General features: G+C 68.4%; 21 protein-coding genes. 4 read left to right on the forward strand and 17 right to left on the reverse strand.

What is annotated here, in order from left to right; all coding sequences use genetic code 11:
- Nucleotides 1–103: 103 nt before the first annotated feature.
- The 9 genes from rpmG to MC375_RS05625 all read right to left on the reverse strand — a co-directional run bounded on the left by rpmG (nucleotide 104) and on the right by MC375_RS05625 (nucleotide 6,698).
- On the reverse strand, nucleotides 104–268 hold the full coding sequence (gene rpmG, locus MC375_RS05585; protein WP_242102305.1) for a 50S ribosomal protein L33: 165 nt from the start codon (nucleotides 266–268) through the stop codon (nucleotides 104–106).
- A 10-nt stretch (nucleotides 269–278) separates the two neighbouring features.
- Entirely contained in the window at nucleotides 279–515 is a 237-nt protein-coding gene (rpmB, locus tag MC375_RS05590; protein ID WP_242102306.1) for a 50S ribosomal protein L28, read from the reverse strand.
- Nucleotides 516–901: 386 nt separating this feature from the next.
- Nucleotides 902–1,243: a lipid-A-disaccharide synthase N-terminal domain-containing protein gene (locus MC375_RS05595; protein ID WP_242102307.1), complete on the reverse strand. Its 342-nt coding sequence runs from the start codon at nucleotides 1,241–1,243 to the stop codon at nucleotides 902–904.
- A 174-nt stretch (nucleotides 1,244–1,417) separates the two neighbouring features.
- Nucleotides 1,418–2,179, reverse strand: coding sequence for a glycosyltransferase family 2 protein (locus MC375_RS05600; RefSeq protein ID WP_242102308.1), 762 nt, complete (start codon nucleotides 2,177–2,179; stop codon nucleotides 1,418–1,420).
- A 72-nt stretch (nucleotides 2,180–2,251) separates the two neighbouring features.
- Nucleotides 2,252–3,217: an NAD-dependent epimerase/dehydratase family protein gene (locus MC375_RS05605; protein ID WP_242102309.1), complete on the reverse strand. Its 966-nt coding sequence runs from the start codon at nucleotides 3,215–3,217 to the stop codon at nucleotides 2,252–2,254.
- Between the two features lie 195 nt (nucleotides 3,218–3,412).
- Nucleotides 3,413–4,339: a ParB/RepB/Spo0J family partition protein gene (locus MC375_RS05610; RefSeq protein ID WP_242102310.1), complete on the reverse strand. Its 927-nt coding sequence runs from the start codon at nucleotides 4,337–4,339 to the stop codon at nucleotides 3,413–3,415.
- Nucleotides 4,336–5,148 (reverse strand): ParA family protein, encoded by an 813-nt coding sequence (locus tag MC375_RS05615; protein WP_242102311.1) that lies wholly within the window; start codon nucleotides 5,146–5,148, stop codon nucleotides 4,336–4,338. Before MC375_RS05615 ends, MC375_RS05610 begins: the two co-directional genes overlap by 4 nt.
- A 235-nt stretch (nucleotides 5,149–5,383) precedes the next feature.
- Nucleotides 5,384–6,022, reverse strand: a complete 639-nt coding sequence (gene rsmG, locus MC375_RS05620; protein ID WP_242102312.1) for a 16S rRNA (guanine(527)-N(7))-methyltransferase RsmG — start codon at nucleotides 6,020–6,022, stop codon at nucleotides 5,384–5,386.
- Between the two features lie 85 nt (nucleotides 6,023–6,107).
- On the reverse strand, nucleotides 6,108–6,698 hold the full coding sequence (locus tag MC375_RS05625; protein ID WP_242102313.1) for a 4'-phosphopantetheinyl transferase superfamily protein: 591 nt from the start codon (nucleotides 6,696–6,698) through the stop codon (nucleotides 6,108–6,110).
- Between the two features lie 83 nt (nucleotides 6,699–6,781).
- Between MC375_RS05625 and MC375_RS05630 the strand changes: the two genes are divergently transcribed.
- Entirely contained in the window at nucleotides 6,782–8,158 is a 1,377-nt protein-coding gene (locus MC375_RS05630; protein WP_242102314.1) for an AMP-binding protein, read from the forward strand.
- A 150-nt stretch (nucleotides 8,159–8,308) separates the two neighbouring features.
- Entirely contained in the window at nucleotides 8,309–8,575 is a 267-nt protein-coding gene (locus tag MC375_RS05635) for a GlsB/YeaQ/YmgE family stress response membrane protein (RefSeq protein WP_242102315.1), read from the forward strand.
- Nucleotides 8,576–8,667: 92 nt separating this feature from the next.
- Here MC375_RS05635 and xth read toward each other — a convergent pair whose 3' ends face one another.
- Nucleotides 8,668–9,462 (reverse strand): exodeoxyribonuclease III, encoded by a 795-nt coding sequence (gene xth / locus MC375_RS05640; RefSeq protein WP_242102316.1) that lies wholly within the window; start codon nucleotides 9,460–9,462, stop codon nucleotides 8,668–8,670.
- A 68-nt stretch (nucleotides 9,463–9,530) separates the two neighbouring features.
- On the opposite strand from xth, the gene MC375_RS05645 reads away from it, so the two are divergent.
- Complete coding sequence (locus MC375_RS05645) at nucleotides 9,531–10,064, forward strand: cytochrome b (RefSeq protein ID WP_242102317.1); 534 nt, start codon at nucleotides 9,531–9,533, stop codon at nucleotides 10,062–10,064.
- A 6-nt stretch (nucleotides 10,065–10,070) separates the two neighbouring features.
- On the opposite strand, the gene MC375_RS05650 is transcribed toward MC375_RS05645, so the two are convergent.
- Nucleotides 10,071–11,474, reverse strand: a complete 1,404-nt coding sequence (locus MC375_RS05650) for a coniferyl aldehyde dehydrogenase (protein ID WP_242102318.1) — start codon at nucleotides 11,472–11,474, stop codon at nucleotides 10,071–10,073.
- A gap of 54 nt (nucleotides 11,475–11,528) precedes the next feature.
- Between MC375_RS05650 and MC375_RS05655 the strand changes: the two genes are divergently transcribed.
- On the forward strand, nucleotides 11,529–12,071 hold the full coding sequence (locus MC375_RS05655; RefSeq protein WP_242102319.1) for a gamma carbonic anhydrase family protein: 543 nt from the start codon (nucleotides 11,529–11,531) through the stop codon (nucleotides 12,069–12,071).
- Nucleotides 12,072–12,083: 12 nt separating this feature from the next.
- On the opposite strand, the gene aroE is transcribed toward MC375_RS05655, so the two are convergent.
- From aroE to MC375_RS05685, 6 genes are all read right to left on the reverse strand, one after another.
- On the reverse strand, nucleotides 12,084–12,926 hold the full coding sequence (aroE, locus tag MC375_RS05660; protein ID WP_242102320.1) for a shikimate dehydrogenase: 843 nt from the start codon (nucleotides 12,924–12,926) through the stop codon (nucleotides 12,084–12,086).
- 54 nt (nucleotides 12,927–12,980) lie between these two features.
- Nucleotides 12,981–13,409, reverse strand: coding sequence for a GNAT family N-acetyltransferase (locus tag MC375_RS05665; protein WP_242102321.1), 429 nt, complete (start codon nucleotides 13,407–13,409; stop codon nucleotides 12,981–12,983).
- An 82-nt stretch (nucleotides 13,410–13,491) separates the two neighbouring features.
- Nucleotides 13,492–14,484: a porphobilinogen synthase gene (hemB, locus tag MC375_RS05670; protein WP_242102322.1), complete on the reverse strand. Its 993-nt coding sequence runs from the start codon at nucleotides 14,482–14,484 to the stop codon at nucleotides 13,492–13,494.
- Between the two features lie 101 nt (nucleotides 14,485–14,585).
- Nucleotides 14,586–14,834, reverse strand: a complete 249-nt coding sequence (locus tag MC375_RS05675; protein WP_242102323.1) for a hypothetical protein — start codon at nucleotides 14,832–14,834, stop codon at nucleotides 14,586–14,588.
- Nucleotides 14,835–14,899: 65 nt separating this feature from the next.
- The gene (locus MC375_RS05680) at nucleotides 14,900–15,916 is read right to left on the reverse strand and encodes a pteridine-dependent deoxygenase (RefSeq protein ID WP_343223547.1); all 1,017 of its coding nucleotides are present in this window, start codon (nucleotides 15,914–15,916) and stop codon (nucleotides 14,900–14,902) included.
- A complete protein-coding gene (locus MC375_RS05685) occupies nucleotides 15,913–17,277 on the reverse strand; it encodes an NAD(P)/FAD-dependent oxidoreductase (protein ID WP_242102324.1) in 1,365 nt (454 codons plus the stop codon). Before MC375_RS05685 ends, MC375_RS05680 begins: the two co-directional genes overlap by 4 nt.
- Between the last annotated feature and the right edge of the window lie 43 nt (nucleotides 17,278–17,320).

Genomic DNA, 17,320 nt, shown 5'->3' on the forward strand with positions numbered 1-17,320 from the left:
CAAACAAAAAGCCCGCCTTGCGGCGGGCTTCGAAGACGCTGGACCCCCGCCTACGCGGGGATGACGATTTGCTGGCGCCGCGCTGCGCGCGGCTGGCAGATCGTCACTTGATCTTGCCTTCCTTGTAGATCACGTGCTTCCGGACGACGGGGTCGTACTTCATGACCTCCATCTTGTTCGGCGTGTTCTTCTTGTTCTTGTCGGTGGTGTAGAAGTGGCCGGTGTTGGCCGAGGAGATCAGACGGATCTTGTCGCGCTTGCTGGGCATGGTGTTCTCCTCAAACCTTCTCGCCGCGGGCACGCAGTTCGGCGAGCACGGCGTCGATACCGTTCTTGTCGATGGTGCGCAGGGCCTTGGTGGAAACGCGCAGTTTCACCCAGCGGTTCTCCGAAGCGACCCAGAAACGGCGCTCGTGGAGGTTGGGCAGGAAACGACGGCGGGTCTTATTGTTGGCGTGCGAGACGTTGTTGCCGCTCATCACACGCTTGCCGGTCACTTGGCATTCGCGGGACATCTGTGCACCTCGATTGATTTGGCGCCGTGCTTAGCCAGCACGACTTCGGCTTCCCGCGGGCGATGGAACGGCCGCGACGCGAACGAAAGGATTTCAGGCTGCCGGCGGCGGGCGGGAATCGCGCTTCCCGGGCCCACCCGGTCTGGCCAAAGGCCGACCGGACGCAGCGAGCCGCGCATTATGCAGCGCCGCTCGGCCGCGGGCAAGGACTTATCCACAGGGAACTTGGGGGTCCGATCGTGGGGGGGGGGGGGGGGGCGGGGGGGGGGGGGGGTGGGGGGGGGGGGGGGGGGAGAGGGCGGGGGGCGGGGCTGGGGCCCTATTCCCGCCCCCCCCCCCCCCCACCCCGCCCCCCCCCCCCCCCCCCCCCCCCCGCTCCCACAGGCTCAATGGCTGGCCTTGTCCCGCCGCCAGCCCCGGTGCCGGATGTCCAGGTACAGGCTGTAGGCCGCGGTGAAGCTGGGAAACAGGTTCTGGATGACCCCCACCGAGTCCTGTTTGTGCGAGAACACGAAGTAGCTCAGGGTCATGACGCTGCCCACCAGGCTCATGTACCAGAACGCGCGTGGCATGACCGGCTTGCCGTAACGCTTGGAGGCCGCGAACTGGACCACCCAGCGGCCGCCGAACATGAGCGCGCCGGTCAGTCCGATGAGCTTCCACGGGCTCATGTGCAGGCCCGTCCACTCCAGCCAGGAGATCGGCAGGTTCATGAATTCGGCGGTCATCGGAGCGGCTCCGGCAGTGGAGCGCCAATTGTAGGAGCGCCGCTTCGGCGCGACTGCGCCGCTGCTGTAGTTCCGCCGCGATGACGTTCAAGCCGCCGCAGCGGCCTGGGAGACCCGCTCGCATTTGGCCAGACCCACGCGTTTGCGTGGCGCCGTCGCGCCGAAGCGGCGCTCCTACAGGTGGTCGGAGGAGTGTGGGGACGAACGTACTTCCTCCACTTCGGTGCGCCGGGTGCGCCGGATCAGCCAGGCGACGCCGCGCAGGTCGCGCAGGCCCACCCAGGCGCGCTGCAGGTTGTTGTACTTCGACACCCCGCTGGCGCGGTGGCGGTGGTGGACCGGGACGCTGAGCGTCTTCCAGCCGGCGCGCTGCATCAGCGCCGGCAGGTAGCGATGCATATGGTCGAAGTAGGGCAGGTCCAGGAAGGCGGCGCGCTGGAACAACTTGATCCCGCAGCCGGTGTCGGGGGTGGCATCGCGCAGCGCGCGGGCGCGGATCGCGTTGGCCCACTTCGAGGCCCAGCGCTTGCTGCCAGAATCCTGCCGATCCACCCGCCATCCGGCGAACATCTTCACTTCCGGCGCCGCGCGTTCGCGCTCGGCCAGCAGCTTGGGGATGTCGGCCGGATCGTTCTGGCCGTCGCCGTCGAGCGTGGCGATCCAGTCCGCGCGCGCAGCCTTCACGCCATTGCGGATCGCGGTGCTCTGGCCGCTGTTGCGCAGATGCCGCACCACGCGCAGCTCCGGCGTGTGGGACTGCAGCTGCTTCAGGCGCTCGAGCGTGGCATCGCGCGAGCAGTCGTCGACATAGACGATCTCGAAGGCCGTGCGCCCGCGCAGCGCGGCGACGATCTCGGCCACCAGCGGCGCGACGTTGCCTTCCTCGTTGTAGACCGGAACGACGACCGAAAGCTCAGGCGTGGGCGAGGTGGTCACGTGGGGGGTTTCCGCTTTCGTCAGGCCGGCATGGGAATGGCCGGCACCATTATCGCGGATGCACAACCGCGCCTAGGCATTCGCGCCGAAGTAGGTCCGGCACCATTCCACCACCATCGGCATGCCGGCCTCGATCGACGTGGCCGGGTCGAAGCCGAACGCCGCCTGGGCCCGCGACGTATCGGCCATGGTTTCGATCATGTCGCCCGGCTGCATCGGCTTGTAGACCTTCTGGACGGGCTTGCCGGCGGCTTGTTCGATGACGGCGATGAACCGCTCGAGTTCCACCGGGGTGTGGTTGCCCAGGTTGAAGCAGCGATGCGGCGGGTCGTCCTGGGGTGGGGCATCGAGCGCGCCGAGCACGCCGGCGACGATGTCATCGATGAAGGTGAAGTCGCGACGCATACGCCCGTGGTTGAACACGTCGATCGGCCGCCCCGCCAGCACCGCGCGGGAGAAGATCAGCGGGGCCATGTCCGGCCGGCCCCAGGGACCGTACACGGTGAAGAAGCGCAGCCCGGTCGCACGCAATCCGTACAGGTGCGCATAGGTATGCGCCATCAGTTCGTTCGCGGCCTTGGTCGCGGCGTACAGCGAGCGCGGCTCGTCGATGCGTTGGTCCTCGGAAAACGGCGGCGTGGCCGAATCGCCGTAGACCGAGGACGAGCTGGCATAGACCAGATGCTGCACGCCACGGTGCCGGCACAGCTCCAGCAGGTTGACGAAGCCGACCAGGTTGCTGTCGACGTAGGCGTACGGATTCTCGAGCGAATAGCGCACGCCGGCCTGCGCGGCGAGGTGGATCACGCGGGTCGGCGCCGCCTGCTCGAACAACGCCGTCAGGCCTGCACGGTCGACCAGGTCGAGTGCGCGGACGCCCGTGTCCGGGCACAGTGCCGCGACCCGGTCGCGCTTGAGCTGCGGATCGTAATAGTCGTTGAAGCTGTCCAGGCCGACGACGGTTTCGCCACGTGCCTGCAGGGCGCGACAGACGTAGGCGCCGATGAAGCCGGCCGCGCCGGTAACCAGGATCGTCATGCGCGCATTATCGCGCGAGCGCTGCCGTTGTCGGTGCGGGTGCGCCCGCACCTGTTCTGTTTCTGGATGGTTTCGCGGGAGCGGCCTCAGCCGCGACCGCTTTTGATTTTCCACTCGTGCGATCGACGGCGATCGCGGCCGAGGCCGCTCCTGCAGATTGCAGCAGCGTTCGCTTCAATGGCCGCCGCGAATGGATCAGGGCTTGCCGCGCAGCCGCTCGAGCACCCCGTCGAGCGTATCCAGGTCGCTGTAATGGATCACCAGCCGGCCCTTGTTGCCGCGGCCATGCTGGACCACGACCCGCGTGCCGAGGCTTTCGCCGAGTTCGCGTTCCAGGCTGGCGATATCCGCATGCGGCGCCGCCTTGCCGGCCGACTTGCGCGCCGCGGCTCCCGGGACCTTGCCTGAGGCCAGCTGCTGCACGCGGTGTTCGACCTCGCGCACCGACCAGCCCTGTTCTGCCGCGTCCGAGGCGAGCTTGCTGGCCATCTCCGGCGACAGCGTGAGCAGGGCGCGCGCATGGCCCATTTCCAGGCGTCCGGCCTCCAGCAGCGCGCGGATCGCAGGCGGCAGTTCGAGCAGGCGCAGCAGGTTGGAAACCGCGGCTCGCGATCGGCCCACGGCGTCGGCGGCTTCGGCATGGGTCAGGTCGAACTCATCGATCAGGCGCTGCAGCGCCTGCGCTTCCTCCAGCGGATTGAGGTCCTCGCGCTGGATGTTCTCGATCAGCGCCATCGCCACCACGGTGCGATCGTCGACCTCGCGCACCACCACCGGGATCTCGTCCAGCCCGGCCAGCTGCGATGCGCGCCAGCGGCGCTCTCCCGCGATGATCTCGAAGCCAGCGGCGGTTTCGCGCACCACGATCGGCTGGATGACGCCTTGTGCCTTGATCGATTCGGCCAGCTCGCCGAGCTTGGCTTCGTCCATGCGCTTGCGCGGCTGGTACTTGCCAGGGCTCAGCGCGTCCACGCGCAGCTTGCGCAGGGTGTCCTGGGGCGTGGCTTCCAGCTTGGGCGCCTCGGCGGCGGCCCTGGGGCCGAGCAGGGCTTCGAGCCCGCGGCCGAGCCCACGCTTTTTCGCGGGGGCCGGCTTCGAAGCGGGATGTTTTGCAGCGGTCATGCCGCCTTCTCCGGAATGTTCGATTTGTCCTGCGGGGTGCTCTCGCGCTCGCGTTGGCGGCGCAGCACTTCGCCGGCCAGGCCGAGGTAGGCGATCGCTCCGCGCGAGCCCTTGTCGTAGCCGACGATGCTCTGTCCGTGGCTTGGCGCCTCGGCCAGGCGCACGTTGCGCGGCACGATGGTGCGGAACACCTTGTCGCCGAAATGCTGGGTCAGTTCGGCCGAGACGGCGTTGGCCAGGTTGTTGCGCACGTCGAACATGGTGCGCAACACGCCTTCGATCTCGAGCGCGGGGTTGAGCTTGGCCTTCAGCGCATCGATCGTCTGCAGCAGGGCGGTGAGGCCTTCGAGCGCGTAGTACTCGCACTGCATCGGTACCAGCACGCTGTCGGCGGCGGTGAGCGCATTGAGCGTGAGCAGCGACAGCGCCGGCGGGCAGTCGACGATGATGAAGTCGTAGCGCTCGCGCAGCGGATCGAGCGCGCGCTTGAGGCGCTGTTCGCGCCCAGCTTCGTCCATCAGCTCGATTTCGGCCGCGGTCAGGTCGGTGTTGCCGGGCATCAGGTCGAAACCCTCGGCCGATTTCACGATCGCCGCGTCGGCATGCTGCTCTTCGAGCAGGACATCGCAGGTCGATGCCTGCAGCGCGTGCTTGTCGACGCCGCTGCCCATCGTGGCGTTGCCCTGCGCGTCCAGGTCGACCAGCAGTACGCGCTTGGGCGTGGCGGCCAGCGCCGCGGCCAGGTTCACGGCGGTGGTGGTCTTGCCGACCCCGCCCTTCTGGTTTGCGACAGCAATGATCCGGGCCATGCGCTGGAGGCGCCTCGTTGGAATTTCGCGGGGTCCCGGTGCAGCGGAGGCGCCCGGGTCAGGGATTATGCCGCGCCACGGCCGCGGTGCGGCCGCGGCGGCGATTAAATGCGCCTGCTGGCGCCTCACAACGCGTCCCGGCGCGTCCTGAGGCCGTGCCGGCGGTCGCGCGAGGCCTGGGTCGCCGCCGGACTGGCCTTCGAAAGCTCCAAAGCGCGCAGCAGCGGCGAATGCTTCAACCGACCGGGTCGGCCCGCCGCACCACCACCAGATGCCGTTCCGCCTCCAGCCCAGGTACCCGCAGTGGATGGATCGCCTCCACCTGCCAGCCCGCCGGCAATCCGGCGATCTCGTCTTCCGGCACCACGCCCTTCATGGCCAGCAGCTTCCCGTGCGGCGCCAGCAGGTGCCCGCCGAGCTGCAGGATCAGCGGCAGGGTGGCCAGTGCGCGCGCGGTGATGGCGTCGAAGCGGCCGGAGGCATCGACCGACTCGATCCGGGCTTCGTGCACCTGCACGTTGGCCAGGCCCAGGGCCCGCACGACCTCGCGCAGGAACCGTGCCTTCTTGCCGCTGCTTTCCACCAGCGCGACCTGCAGCTGCGGATGGACGATGGCAAGCGGAATGCCCGGCAGGCCTGCCCCCGTGCCCAGGTCGGCCAGCGATCCGATCCCGTCCAGGTGGTTGTGCATCGCCAGCGAATCGAGCAGGTGCTTGGCCACCATCGCGTGCGGATCGCGGATCGCGGTCAGGTTGTAGGTACGGTTCCAGCGGTCGAGCAGGGCGAGATAGGCGAGCAGTGCATCGGCATGCGCGATATCGACGCCTAGCGCCTGCATTCCGGCTTCCAGTTCGCGGCGCAGAGGCTCGGTCATTGCCACATTGTAGAAGCGACGCTGCGAGGCGACCGGATCGGCGCGCACTGCGGCCCGGCACACCCGTCATGCGCGAGCGGCGCTGTCAGACAGGCGCGCGCCAGGCCAGCGCGGCGTGGTAGCCCGGCAGCGGCATGAACTCATGCAGCGACCAGGCGTGCTCCGGTCCCAGCGCCGGATCGGCCTGCAGCAGACGCATCGCTCCGTCGTGCTCGCCGACCCGGAACCGGTGCAGGCCGAAGGCGATGCCGCGACCATGCGCTTTGAGCACCGCTTCCTTTGCACACCACAGGCGCACGAAGGCGGTTTCGCGCGCAGGCGCCGGCAGCGATTCGAGCCAGGCGGTTTCCCCCGGTTCGAAGAAGCGCCGCGCCAGCTCCAGCGCGCGCGGGCGCGGGCGCAGGCGTTCCAGGTCGGCGCCGACATCCACGCCCTCGCTCAACGCCACCAGCAGCCGGTCGCCGCTGTGGCTCCAGCTCACGTCGTGCCCGGTCGGGGCCGCCGGCAGGCGCGGGCGCCCGTGCGGATCGCGCGACATCGCCAGCGCGGCTTCTTCCACACCCAGTTCCTGCGCCAACCAGGTCTGGGCCAGCGACTGCGCGGCGATTCCGGCCGGGTGCGGCAGTTGCACCCAGCGGACGGGGCCGATCCGGTTGGCGGTGGGCGGGCTGGGCATGCGGACCGTTCGCGCCTGTCAGGCTGGTCAGCGTAAGCTACAAAGCGGGGAGGAACGGCGCTCGACGCGCCGGGAGCAGAATGATGTCCGCGGTTCTGGGACGCGACAACGAGGGCTTCGGCCGCCCAGGATCCGGTCAGGCGGGGCCAAAGCCGATTGCCGACGGCGACGCGCAGCGGGCCGTGGCCTTCGACGCCGAAGGCCCGGTCGCGCTCGGCCGTTTCCTGGGCCATGTCCGCGCAGTGGCGGCGATGCTTCCCGAAGGACGGCACGCGATCAACCTGTGCGAGGACCGGTACCGTTTCGTGGTGACCCTGTGCGCGGCCGCAGTCCGTCGGCAGGTCAACCTGCTGCCGCCCTCGCGCACCCCGGCCGTAGTCGCCGGTGTGCGTGCCAGTCACCCCGACAGCTACTGCGTGAGCGATGGCGAGATTTCCGGGATCCAGTCGTGGAAACTGCCGGCCGTGCTGCCGCTACAGGACGGACCGGTGCCGTGCGTGGACGACGATGCGCTGGCGGTCATCGGCTTCACCTCCGGCAGCACCGGCGTCCCGGTGCCCAACCCCAAGACCTGGCGCAGCTTCCGCACCAGTACCGAGCAGAACCTGGCGGCGCTACGCGATCTATGGCCGCAGCACGAGATCGCCCATGTGGTCGCGACGGTACCGCCGCAGCACATGTACGGGATGGAGTTGTCCGTGCTGCTGCCGCTGTTCGCGCCCGCGGCGGTGCACGCGGCGCGGCCGTTTTTCCCGCACGACATCGCCGATGCGCTGACGCACGCCCGCGGACATCGGCTGCTGGTGACCACGCCGGTGCACCTGCGCGCGCTGGTGGAATCGGGCGTGGCGCTGCCCGCGCTGGCCGGCATCGTCTCGGCCACCGCGCCGCTTCCGGCGGAACTGGCGGCGGCGGCGGAAGCCAGCTTCGGCTGCGAAGTGCGCGAGATGTTCGGCTCCACCGAGACCTGCGTGATCGCCACGCGCCGCACCGCACGCGATGCCGCGTGGTCGCCATTGCCGGGGGTTTCGGTGATGCCGCAGCCCGACGGCGCGCTGGTGCGCGCGAAGCATCTCGCCGCGCCGGTGAAACTTGCCGACCTGGTTGAAGTGCTCGGCGATGGCCGCTTCGAACTGCGCGGTCGCAATGCCGATCTGCTGGAGATCGCGGGCAAGCGCGCATCGCTCGGCGACCTGACGCGCAAGTTGCAGGCGATTCCGGGCGTCGTCGATGGGGTGGTGTTCCAGCTCGACGAACAGATCGGCGGCGTACGCAGGATCGCTGCGTTGGCGGTGGCGCCAACGCTGGACGAAACACGGATCCTTGCGGCTCTGCGCGAAGCGGTCGACCCCGCCTTTCTTCCGCGTCCGCTCAGGCGCGTCGATGCATTGCCACGCAACGATACAGGCAAGTTGCCGCGCGACGCGCTGCTCGCGCTGCTGCGCGGCAGCATGCGCTGATCGCATAATTCGGCTACAACGCAGGGGACCGGCATCCACCCCGTTCCGGTCCGGGTCTCGCTGACGCGACCGTCACGTAGGGCCGCCCAGACTTGCCCCGCCCCCACGCAGGGGAGCACTTCCATCGTTCACCTGTCTAAGGAGTCGAGAATGGGCATCATCATCTGGTTGATCGTGGGTGGCGTCGTTGGCTGGCTTGCCAGCATGATCATGAAAACCGATGCGCAGCAGGGCATCCTGCTCAATGTGGTCGTCGGTATCGTCGGCGCGTTCATCGGTGGCTGGTTGATCGGCCCGCTGGTCGGCGCCGGATCCATCAACGACGGTTTTTCCGTCATGAGCCTGGTCGTGTCGCTGGTCGGCGCGGTCATCCTGCTCGCAATCGTCAACCTGTTCCGTCGTGGTCGCGTACGCTGATCGCGTAACACACAGACAAGACGTTTCTCAGGGATTCGAGTGGAAGGCCCGGCGCAAGCCGGGCCTTTTTCTTTGCAACGCGTCCGCACCAGTCACGCGTCGGCGATTTCAACCCAGACCGGGGTGTGGTCGCTGGGGCGTTCCCAGCGCCGCGGTTCCAGGTCGATGCCCGCGGACGTACAGCGGCCGCGCAGCGCGTCGCTGACCAGCACCAGGTCGATGCGCAGGCCCCAGCCGCGCTGGAACGCCGCCAGCCGGTAGTCCCACCAGCTGTGGTGGCCGGCATCTTCGTTGAACAGGCGGAAGCTGTCGTGCAGCCCGAGCGACAGCAGCGAGCCCAGCGCCTCGCGCTCGGGCGTGGAGCACAGGATCTTCTCGCGCCAGCGCTTGGGATCGTGCACGTCGCGATCGTCGGGTGCGATGTTGAAGTCGCCGAGCACCACCAGGTTCGGATGCTGCTCCAGCTCCTGGCGCAGCCACTCGCGCACCGCGGCCAGCCAGCGCAGCTTGTATTCGAACTTCTCGCTGCCGACGGCCTCGCCGTTGACCACGTACAGGTCGACGATCCGCAGTGCCTGGGGCGAGCCGGGCTCGCCGCCGATCGTGGCCGCCAGCACGCGCTTTTGCGGGTCGTCGAAGGCCGGGATGGCGGTGATGCATTCGCCGACAAACGGGAGACGGCTGACCAACGACACACCGTTGTAGGTCTTCTGCCCGCAGAAGACGCTGCGATAGCCGAGTTCGGCCAGCGCCGCATCGGGGAAACGGGCGTCCTCGAGTTTGGTTTCCTGCAGCGCGACCACGTCGGGCCTGGCTTCGTCGAGCCAGCGTTGCAGATGCGGCAAGCGCACGTTGAGCGAATTGACGTTCCAGCTTGCGATCTTCATGCGCGGGCCTGTGCTGCGGGGACGCGCCGGCGAGGCTACCATGCCCGCACCCCGCACGAGGACTGCAGATGGAGTCGCGCGAACGCTATTCGCCCGGTCGCCGGCGTTTGCACTGGCTGATGGCGCTGCTGGTGCTGCTGGTCTACCTGGCGATGGAGCAGCGCGGGCTGTTCGCGCGCGGCACGCCGCAGCGCACCGCGATGATGCAGAGCCATTTCTGGCTGGGGCTGACGATATTCGCGCTGTTGTGGTGGCGATTGCGTCTGCGCGTGCGCGACCCGGAACCGGCGATCGTACCGCCGCTGCCGCGCTGGCAGCATGCCGTTGCCAGGGCTACCCACATCGCGCTCTATCTGTTTCTGGCCGGCATGCCGCTGATGGGCTTGACCACGCTGTGGCTCGAGCACCGGCCGCTGTACCTGCCGTTCACCGACATCGCGCTGCCCTCGCCGCTGGCGAAGAACGAGGATCTCGCCGCGACCTTCGAGCATTGGCACACGACGGTCGGCGAAGCGTTCTACTGGGTGATCGGCTTGCACGTGCTGGCGGCGCTGTACCACCACTTCTGGCGTCGCGACGACACCCTGCGGCGCATGCTCTGAACCGGCTCAACGCACCAGCATGCGGATGAAACGTTCGATCTTCGCGTACGGTGGCTTGAGCAGATCGCTGCCTGCGCGCCGGGCCTGCCACATCACCGACAGTTGCTTGCTCATTGCGTCAAACCCGGCGCGGCCGTGATAGGCGCCCATGCCACTGGCGCCGACGCCGCCGAAGGGCAGGGCGTTGACGCCGAAATGGATCAGCGTGTCATTGACGGTGACGCCGCCCGCGAGCGTGTTGCTCAGGATGCGCTCCACCCGCGCCCTGTCGTTGCTGAAGGGATACAGCGCCAGTGGGCGATCATGTGCGTTGACGTAGGCGATCGCCTCGTCGAGCGATGCGTAGGTCCTGATCGGCAGGATCGGACCGAAGATTTCCTCCTGCATCAGCTGGGCATCATCTGGCGCGTCGAGGACCAGCGCAGGCGCGAAGCGTCGCGAGGGGGCATCCGATTCGCCGATGCGCAGCACGTGCGCGCCGCGTGCCTGGGCATCGTCCAAATACCCCTGCAGGCGCGCGAACTGCGCGGCGTTGACGATGCGGGTGTAGTCGCCTTCGTTGCCGCTGCCGTAGCGCGTGGCGAGCTCGCGCTGCAGGGCCTGCACCAGCGCATCGCGGCGACCGGCGTCCACCAGCACATAGTCGGGTGCGATGCAGGTCTGGCCGCCGTTGAACCACTTGCCGGTGGCCAGGCGCGCGGCAGCCAGCTCCAGCGGGAAATCCTCGCAGACGATCGCCGGCGACTTGCCGCCCAGTTCCAGCGTCACCGGCGTGAGATTGCGCGCCGCAGCGGCCATCACCTTGCGACCGACGGCGGTGGATCCGGTGAACACCAGATGGTCGAAGGGCAGGGCGGCGAACGCCGCTGCGACCTCCGCATCCCCCAGCGCCACCGCAACGCGATCGGGCGGAAAGACCTCGGCCAGCAGTTCGCGCAGGAACTGCGCGCTGCGCGGCGTGTGCTCGGACGGCTTGAGATAGACGTGATTGCCCGCGGCGATCGCGGTCGCGAGCGGAATCAGCGCCAGGTTGACCGGATAGTTCCACGGTGCGATCACGCCAACCACGCCGACTGGCTCGGGCCGCACCTCCGCGCGCGCCGGCCAGAAGCTCCAGCCCACCGGCACGCGCCGCGGCTTCATCCATCCGCGCAGGTGGCGCAGCAGGTGATCGATTTCGCCCAGCACGGTCATGCCGTCGGCGATCAGGCTCTCGTGCCGCGAACGACCGCCGAAGTCCTGCGAGATCCGCTCGGCCATGGTCTCGAGCTGCGCCTTGAGCGCACGCCGCAACCGCTGCAGGTCGGCCCGCCGCTGCGCGTAGTCGGGCTTGGCCGCCTGCCAGGCCGAACGCAGGCGCGCGCGCGTGGGTTCGAGTTCGCTGACGTGCGTGGCGTCGATCGGGTCCATGCGCGGCAGTGTAGTCGCCGTCCCACTCCGTGGCACTGGCTCTAGAATGACGCCATGAACAACCTGCGCCCCTATCGCGGCACCGTGCCCACGCTCGGCGAGCGCGTCTACGTCGATCCGTTCGCCAGCGTGATCGGCGATGTGGTCCTGGGCGAAGACGTGTCGGTCTGGCCGTTCACCGTGGTACGCGGCGACGTCAACTTCATCCGCATCGGGGCGCGCAGCAACATCCAGGATGGCACGGTGATCCACGTCAGCCACGACGGCCCGCACGCCAAGCTGGGCGGCTTCGCCACCGTCATCGGCGAGGACGTCACCATCGGCCACAAGGCGATCATCCACGCCTGCCGGATCGAGGACGCCTGCCTCATCGGCATGGGCGCCACCGTGCTCGACGGCGCGGTGGTCCGCAGGCACGGTTTCGTCGGCGCCGGCGCGCTGATTACGCCAGGCAGGGAGGTCGGGGAAGGCGAGATGTGGCTTGGCAGCCCGGCCCGTTTCGCGCGCCGGCTCACCGACGCCGAGATCGAGGCGCTGTACTACAGCGCTCAGCACTACGTACGGCTGAAGGATGAGTACCTCGCCGGCCGGGTCTAGGCCGGGATTCGATCAGTCCGCGGTCACCAGCCGCGCATGTTCGGCGCGCAGTTCGCCGTACACAGGGTCGGTATCCGGCTCCACGCCGTGCCAGCGGGCGAAGCTGATCGCGGCCTGTTCGACCAGCATGCCGAGGCCGTCGATCATGTCGTGGCAGCCATTGGCGCGCGCCCACGCGAGGAACGGAATCGCCGCCTCGCCATAGTTCAGATCGACCGCCGCGGTACGTCGCCCGACCAGCGACGGCGGCAGGTGCAGCAACTGCCCGGCGCGCCCGGCCGAGGTGGCGTTGACGATCAGGTCGAACTCGCCGAGCGCGGCCAGGTCGTCGATATAGCGCGGGTGCACGCGTCCGGGCTGGCCGAGCAGGTCGACCAGGGCGTCGGTGCGATGCGAGGTCCGGTTGACGATGAACAGGTCGCCGATGCCCGCGTCGAGCAGTTCCGGAGCGACACCACGCGCCGCGCCACCCGCCCCGATCAGCAGGGTGCGGCGCGCGCGCAGGTCAAGCGCGTGGCGACCGGTGAGATCGCGCACCAGCCCGGCGCCGTCGGTGTTATCGCCGTGCCAGGTGTCGCCGTTGCGCACCAGGGTGTTCGCGGCGCCGGCGCGGCGCGCCCGCTCGGTGGCGTCGCTGCACAGGGTGAACGCGACTTCCTTCAGCGGCGAAGTGATGTTGGCGCCTGCGCCGCCGCGCTCGGCGAACACCGACAGCGCTTCCTCGAACGTCGACGGCTCGGCGTCGATGGCGACGTAATCGACCGGGATGCCGACCTGTCGGCCGAATGCGGCATGGATGCGCGGCGAGAGCGAATGCGCGACAGGATGGCCGAAGACGGCGTAGTGCTTGCTCATCACCGATGACCTCTGTTTGCGTGGCCCTGGCAGTCTACTCCGGCGTGCCAGCGCTCAGCGTAGCGGCTTGACATAGGCATGCTGGGTCTTGGTCCGCAGGAAACCAAGCTGCTCGTAGAACGGATGCGCCTCGGTGCGCAGGACGTTCGAACGCAGGAACAGTTCCGGCATGCCGCGGGCGCGCGCCCAATCTTCGGCGGCGGCGACCAGGCGGCGGCCGGTGCCGGTCCGGCGTGCCTGCTCGTCCACCACCAGGCCGACGATCTCCACACGCTCCCCGCTTTCGATCATCAACCGCTGTTCCAGTCCGACGAATCCGGCCAGTCGATTCCCTTCTCCCTCATGGACGAGCACGGCATGCGTGTCGCGGGACTGCAGCTGGCGCAGGCGCTCGGCGAAGGTGGCGATCGCGGCTGGATACCCCAGCTGGGCCGATAGCCTGGCGATCTCGGGAGCGTCGTCGGCGGTAGCCCTGCGGATCATGCGATGCGTGTGCCGATGAGATGGGAATTCAGCTTCGGCCCGATTTCCGCTCTCCGCGAGCCGTCGCGCCGAAGCGGCGCTGCTACAGGCGATCGCGCAGCCAGCGCGCCGCGTCCAGCGCGAAGTAGGTCAGCACCCCGTCGGCACCGGCGCGCTTGATCGACACCAGCGCCTCGAGCGCACAGGCGCGCTCGTCGAGCCAGCCGTTCTGCGCCGCGGCCTTCAACATCGCGTACTCGCCGCTGACCTGGTAGACGAACGTCGGCGCGCCGAATTCGTCCTTCACCCGGCGCACGATGTCGAGGTAGGGCAGGCCGGGCTTGATCATCACCATGTCGGCGCCTTCGTCGAGGTCCAGTGCCACCTCGCGCAGTGCCTCGTCGGAATTGGCCGGGTCCATCTGGTAAGTGTTCTTGTTGCCCTTGCCCAGCGCGCCGGCGCTGCCCACGGCATCGCGGAACGGTCCGTAGAAACCGGACGCGTACTTGGCGGCATAGGCCAGGATCCGGGTATGGATGAAACCTTCCTGTTCCAGCGCGCCGCGGATCGCGCCGATGCGCCCGTCCATCATGTCGCTGGGAGCCACGACGTCGGCGCCCGCCGCGGCGTGCGAGAGCGCCTGCTTCACCAGTGCCTCGACCGTCTCGTCGTTGACCACGTATCCGGTGGCATCGACCAGGCCGTCCTGGCCGTGCGAGGTATATGGATCCAGCGCCACGTCGGTGATCACGCCCAGTTCGGGGAACCGCGACTTCAGGGCGCGCACCGCGCGCTGGCACAGCCCATCCTCGGCCCATGCGGCCTCGGCGGCAGCCGACTTCGCCTCGGGCGCCGTCACCGGGAACAGCGCCAGCGCCGGAACGCGCAGTTCGCTGGCCTGCTCAGCGATGCGCAGCAGTTCGTCGACCGAAACCCGGTCCACGCCCGGCATGGACGGCACTGCCGCACGGCCATGGAGTTCGTGCACGAACACCGGATAGATCAGGTCGTCGACCGTCAGGACGTGCTCGCGCATCAACCGGCGTGAGAACTCGTCGCGGCGCATCCGCCGCGGGCGCTCGAAGGGGTAGCTCATGCGCGCATTCTAGAGTGGGAGCGGCCTTGGCCGCGATTGCCTTGGACTTTCGATGCAGGCCCGGGAAAAAGCAATCGCGGCCAAGGCCGCTCCCACGGGCTTCAGATGACGCCGCCGCCCAGTCCCAGCCGCCACATGGCCACGATGATCACGATGCCGTTGAGCACCAGGCCGGCCTTAGCGCGCCCGCGCTTCTCGCGCGAGGTCAGGGCGATGCCGATCGCGGCGATGATCGCGCCGACCGCGGCGAAGGGAATCAGGAACCAGTTGCCCCATCCAAGCAGCGGAATCAGGGCGAGCACCATCCACAGCATGGCGAAGATGCCCCAGACCAGGCTGATCAGTCCCATCGTCTTCCTCCGGTGCGGCGGAATCGCCGTCGTTCGGGCGCAATATGCGCCCTGGCGCGTGGCGATCAAGTGCCGTGGACGCCGTCGATCTCCACGGCCAGTTCGCGCCGGCAGATGGCGGCGTGCAGCAGGATCCGCGGCACGCTGTCGCCGAAGCGGGCCTGCAGCGCCTGTTCGACCTGGGGCAGGTCGTGATCGTCGCGCACGTAGACCTTCAGTCGGCTGCTGGCGTCGAAATGGGGCGACAGCTCCGGGCGCCGGACGCGCGCGGCGCCGATCAGGCTGTCGAAATTGCGGAAAGTCTCGTCCAGCTGCGCCTGCAGTTCGCCGGCGTGCTGGGAGGCATGGCCGACCACCGCGGCCGTGCCGGAAATCAGCAGCGGCATGCCATCGGTCGGCGGCAGCATGGCGCGGGCGAAGCTCGGCGGCTGCGGTCCGTACTGGCGCGGGTAGCGGTACGCGCTGACCTGGCGCGGGTTCTCCACCGGCGTCCCGGGCATGCGCGCGGTCAGCCAGTAGACCTGGACCACGCGCTCGGCGTCGCTGCGGCCGATCGCGGTGGCGGCGGGCAGCTGCGTGGCATCGAAGTCGCCCAGCCCCTGTGCGCGACCGACGCAGAACTCGCGATAGCGCTCGGTGTCGCCTTCGCCCTGGGTGATCGCATCCAGGTAGTTCCAGACCCGCAGCAGGTGCGGAGTGCCGCTGGCCTGCAGGAAGCCGGTCATGCGCGCATAGGCGTGGCGGGCCGCGGCGGCGACGCCGATGGCGGCCTCGTCCACTTCGATCGCGCCGAACAGCAATTCGCCATCGGTCGCCCAGGCGATATCGCCTTCGCGTCCGCTATGGACAGGCGCGTTCGCGCGCCAGACTTCATATGGGGTGCTTCCGGACGGTACCGCGCCATGCGGTTGCAGCGGCACGCGCAGATAACGCGGGTCGTCGTACGCCGGCGCAGCGCTGCCGAAGCCGAGCACGGCCAGCACCGAAGCGTCGGCCAGCAGCGCCTGCGGCGAATCGGCATGTTCGTAATCGACCGCGAGGGCGGCCGAAAAGGAAGGCGTATGCGAAACCGGGCGGCTCAAGGGTTTCCCGCCTGGAGCGTGTCGCCGTCGAACGATTGTCCAATCTGGCGACGGCGCTTCAGCCAGCCGCGCACCGCGCGCGGCGCCATGGCCAGGGCATTGGCGGCGTAGAGCAGGCGGAAGATCCGCAGCCGTCGCAGTACGGCACGGTTGTCGAACACGTCGCCGGCGAGCATCGAAATCACCGCCTGCTCCAGCTGCCAGTCGTTGCGCGGATGCGCGAACAGATGCTGCATGACCGGCGTGGTGAAGCGATGAATGAACCAGGAGAAGTGCCCGAGGCCTCGTTTGAGCCGCTTTTCCATCGCCCGCTGCAGCGCGGATTCTCGGCCGGGCTCGCGCAGCGCCCCGTCGACGACCTCGACCGCACGCTCGGCGCTGTTCATGCCAAGGAAGACGCCGGACGAAAACACCGGATCGATGAAGGCGTAGGCGTCCCCGACCATCACCCAGCCCGGGCCCGTCATCCGGCTGCAGGTATAGGAATAGTTGCCGGTGGCGTGCACCGGCGCGATGCGTTCGGCATCGCCCATGCGCGCCCAGACCGAAGGCCTGGCCTGCAGCGTCTGGATCAGGAACGTCTCGTTGTCGCCGCGTCGCTGTTTCAGGTACTCGGGAAAACACACTGCGCCCACGCTCATCACGTCGTCGCGCAGCGGGATCAGCCAGTACCAGCCGTGCTCGAAGCGGTCCACGGTAATGTTGCCTGCATCCGCGCCGTCGCGACGGGTCACGCCCCTGAAATGGCTGAAGATCGCGGCGGACTGGTGCAGCCTGCTCCTGCGCTTGAGCTTGAGCTTGTTGCCCAGGAAGGTGTCGCGGCCGCTGGCATCGACCAGGTAGCGAAAGCGGAACGTGTGTGCGTTCCCGGCCTTGTCGCGCGCGAGTGCGGTGCGCGGACGATCGCCTTCGAACTCCACGCGCTCCACGGCTATTTCGTCGCGCGCATCCACGCCGTTGGCGCGTGCGTGGTTGAACAGCAGCTGGTCGAATTCATCGCGCCTGACCTGGAAGGCGTAGCCGTACTGCGGATCGATCGCGCGTTCGAAGCGGAACACATGGGTGGTGCCGGCCTCGTCCGGGACCGGAAAGTCGGCGCCGACCTTGTGCACGCCGATCGCACGTACCTGTTCCAGCACCCCCAGCCGCTCCAGGATCGGCAGGTTCATCGGCAGCAGCGACTCTCCGATATGGAAACGCGGATGCCTGGCCTTCTCCAGCAGGACGACCTTCCAGCCCTTGCGTGCAAGCAGCGTGGCGGCAGTCGTGCCCGCCGGACCACCGCCGATGACCAGCACATCGGCGTCCTGCACTCGGGGTTCGGCGACCGGGAGGTTCGCTTCCTTGGCTTCGGTGGTCATCGATGACATGCGTGGTGAACCACGGCCCATACGCTAGAATTCG

Source organism: Lysobacter sp. M2-1, from assembly GCF_022662495.1.
Taxonomy (GTDB): Bacteria; Pseudomonadota; Gammaproteobacteria; order Xanthomonadales; family Xanthomonadaceae; genus JAKPBU01.

Excerpts from the sequence above, each read along its gene's own strand:
- rpmG (WP_242102305.1), bottom strand. The coding sequence starts at position 268 with ATGCCCAGCAAGCGCGACAAGATCCGTCTGATCTCCTCGGCCAACACC.
- rpmB (WP_242102306.1), bottom strand. The coding sequence starts at position 515 with ATGTCCCGCGAATGCCAAGTGACCGGCAAGCGTGTGATGAGCGGCAAC.
- MC375_RS05595 (WP_242102307.1), bottom strand. The coding sequence starts at position 1,243 with ATGACCGCCGAATTCATGAACCTGCCGATCTCCTGGCTGGAGTGGACG.
- MC375_RS05605 (WP_242102309.1), bottom strand. The coding sequence starts at position 3,217 with ATGACGATCCTGGTTACCGGCGCGGCCGGCTTCATCGGCGCCTACGTC.
- MC375_RS05610 (WP_242102310.1), bottom strand. The coding sequence starts at position 4,339 with ATGACCGCTGCAAAACATCCCGCTTCGAAGCCGGCCCCCGCGAAAAAG.
- MC375_RS05615 (WP_242102311.1), bottom strand. The coding sequence starts at position 5,148 with ATGGCCCGGATCATTGCTGTCGCAAACCAGAAGGGCGGGGTCGGCAAG.
- rsmG (WP_242102312.1), bottom strand. The coding sequence starts at position 6,022 with ATGACCGAGCCTCTGCGCCGCGAACTGGAAGCCGGAATGCAGGCGCTA.
- MC375_RS05625 (WP_242102313.1), bottom strand. The coding sequence starts at position 6,698 with ATGCCCAGCCCGCCCACCGCCAACCGGATCGGCCCCGTCCGCTGGGTG.
- MC375_RS05630 (WP_242102314.1), top strand. The coding sequence starts at position 6,782 with ATGTCCGCGGTTCTGGGACGCGACAACGAGGGCTTCGGCCGCCCAGGA.
- MC375_RS05635 (WP_242102315.1), top strand. The coding sequence starts at position 8,309 with ATGGGCATCATCATCTGGTTGATCGTGGGTGGCGTCGTTGGCTGGCTT.
- xth (WP_242102316.1), bottom strand. The coding sequence starts at position 9,462 with ATGAAGATCGCAAGCTGGAACGTCAATTCGCTCAACGTGCGCTTGCCG.
- MC375_RS05645 (WP_242102317.1), top strand. The coding sequence starts at position 9,531 with ATGGAGTCGCGCGAACGCTATTCGCCCGGTCGCCGGCGTTTGCACTGG.
- MC375_RS05650 (WP_242102318.1), bottom strand. The coding sequence starts at position 11,474 with ATGGACCCGATCGACGCCACGCACGTCAGCGAACTCGAACCCACGCGC.
- MC375_RS05655 (WP_242102319.1), top strand. The coding sequence starts at position 11,529 with ATGAACAACCTGCGCCCCTATCGCGGCACCGTGCCCACGCTCGGCGAG.
- aroE (WP_242102320.1), bottom strand. The coding sequence starts at position 12,926 with ATGAGCAAGCACTACGCCGTCTTCGGCCATCCTGTCGCGCATTCGCTC.
- MC375_RS05665 (WP_242102321.1), bottom strand. The coding sequence starts at position 13,409 with ATGATCCGCAGGGCTACCGCCGACGACGCTCCCGAGATCGCCAGGCTA.
- hemB (WP_242102322.1), bottom strand. The coding sequence starts at position 14,484 with ATGAGCTACCCCTTCGAGCGCCCGCGGCGGATGCGCCGCGACGAGTTC.
- MC375_RS05675 (WP_242102323.1), bottom strand. The coding sequence starts at position 14,834 with ATGGGACTGATCAGCCTGGTCTGGGGCATCTTCGCCATGCTGTGGATG.
- MC375_RS05685 (WP_242102324.1), bottom strand. The coding sequence starts at position 17,277 with ATGACCACCGAAGCCAAGGAAGCGAACCTCCCGGTCGCCGAACCCCGA.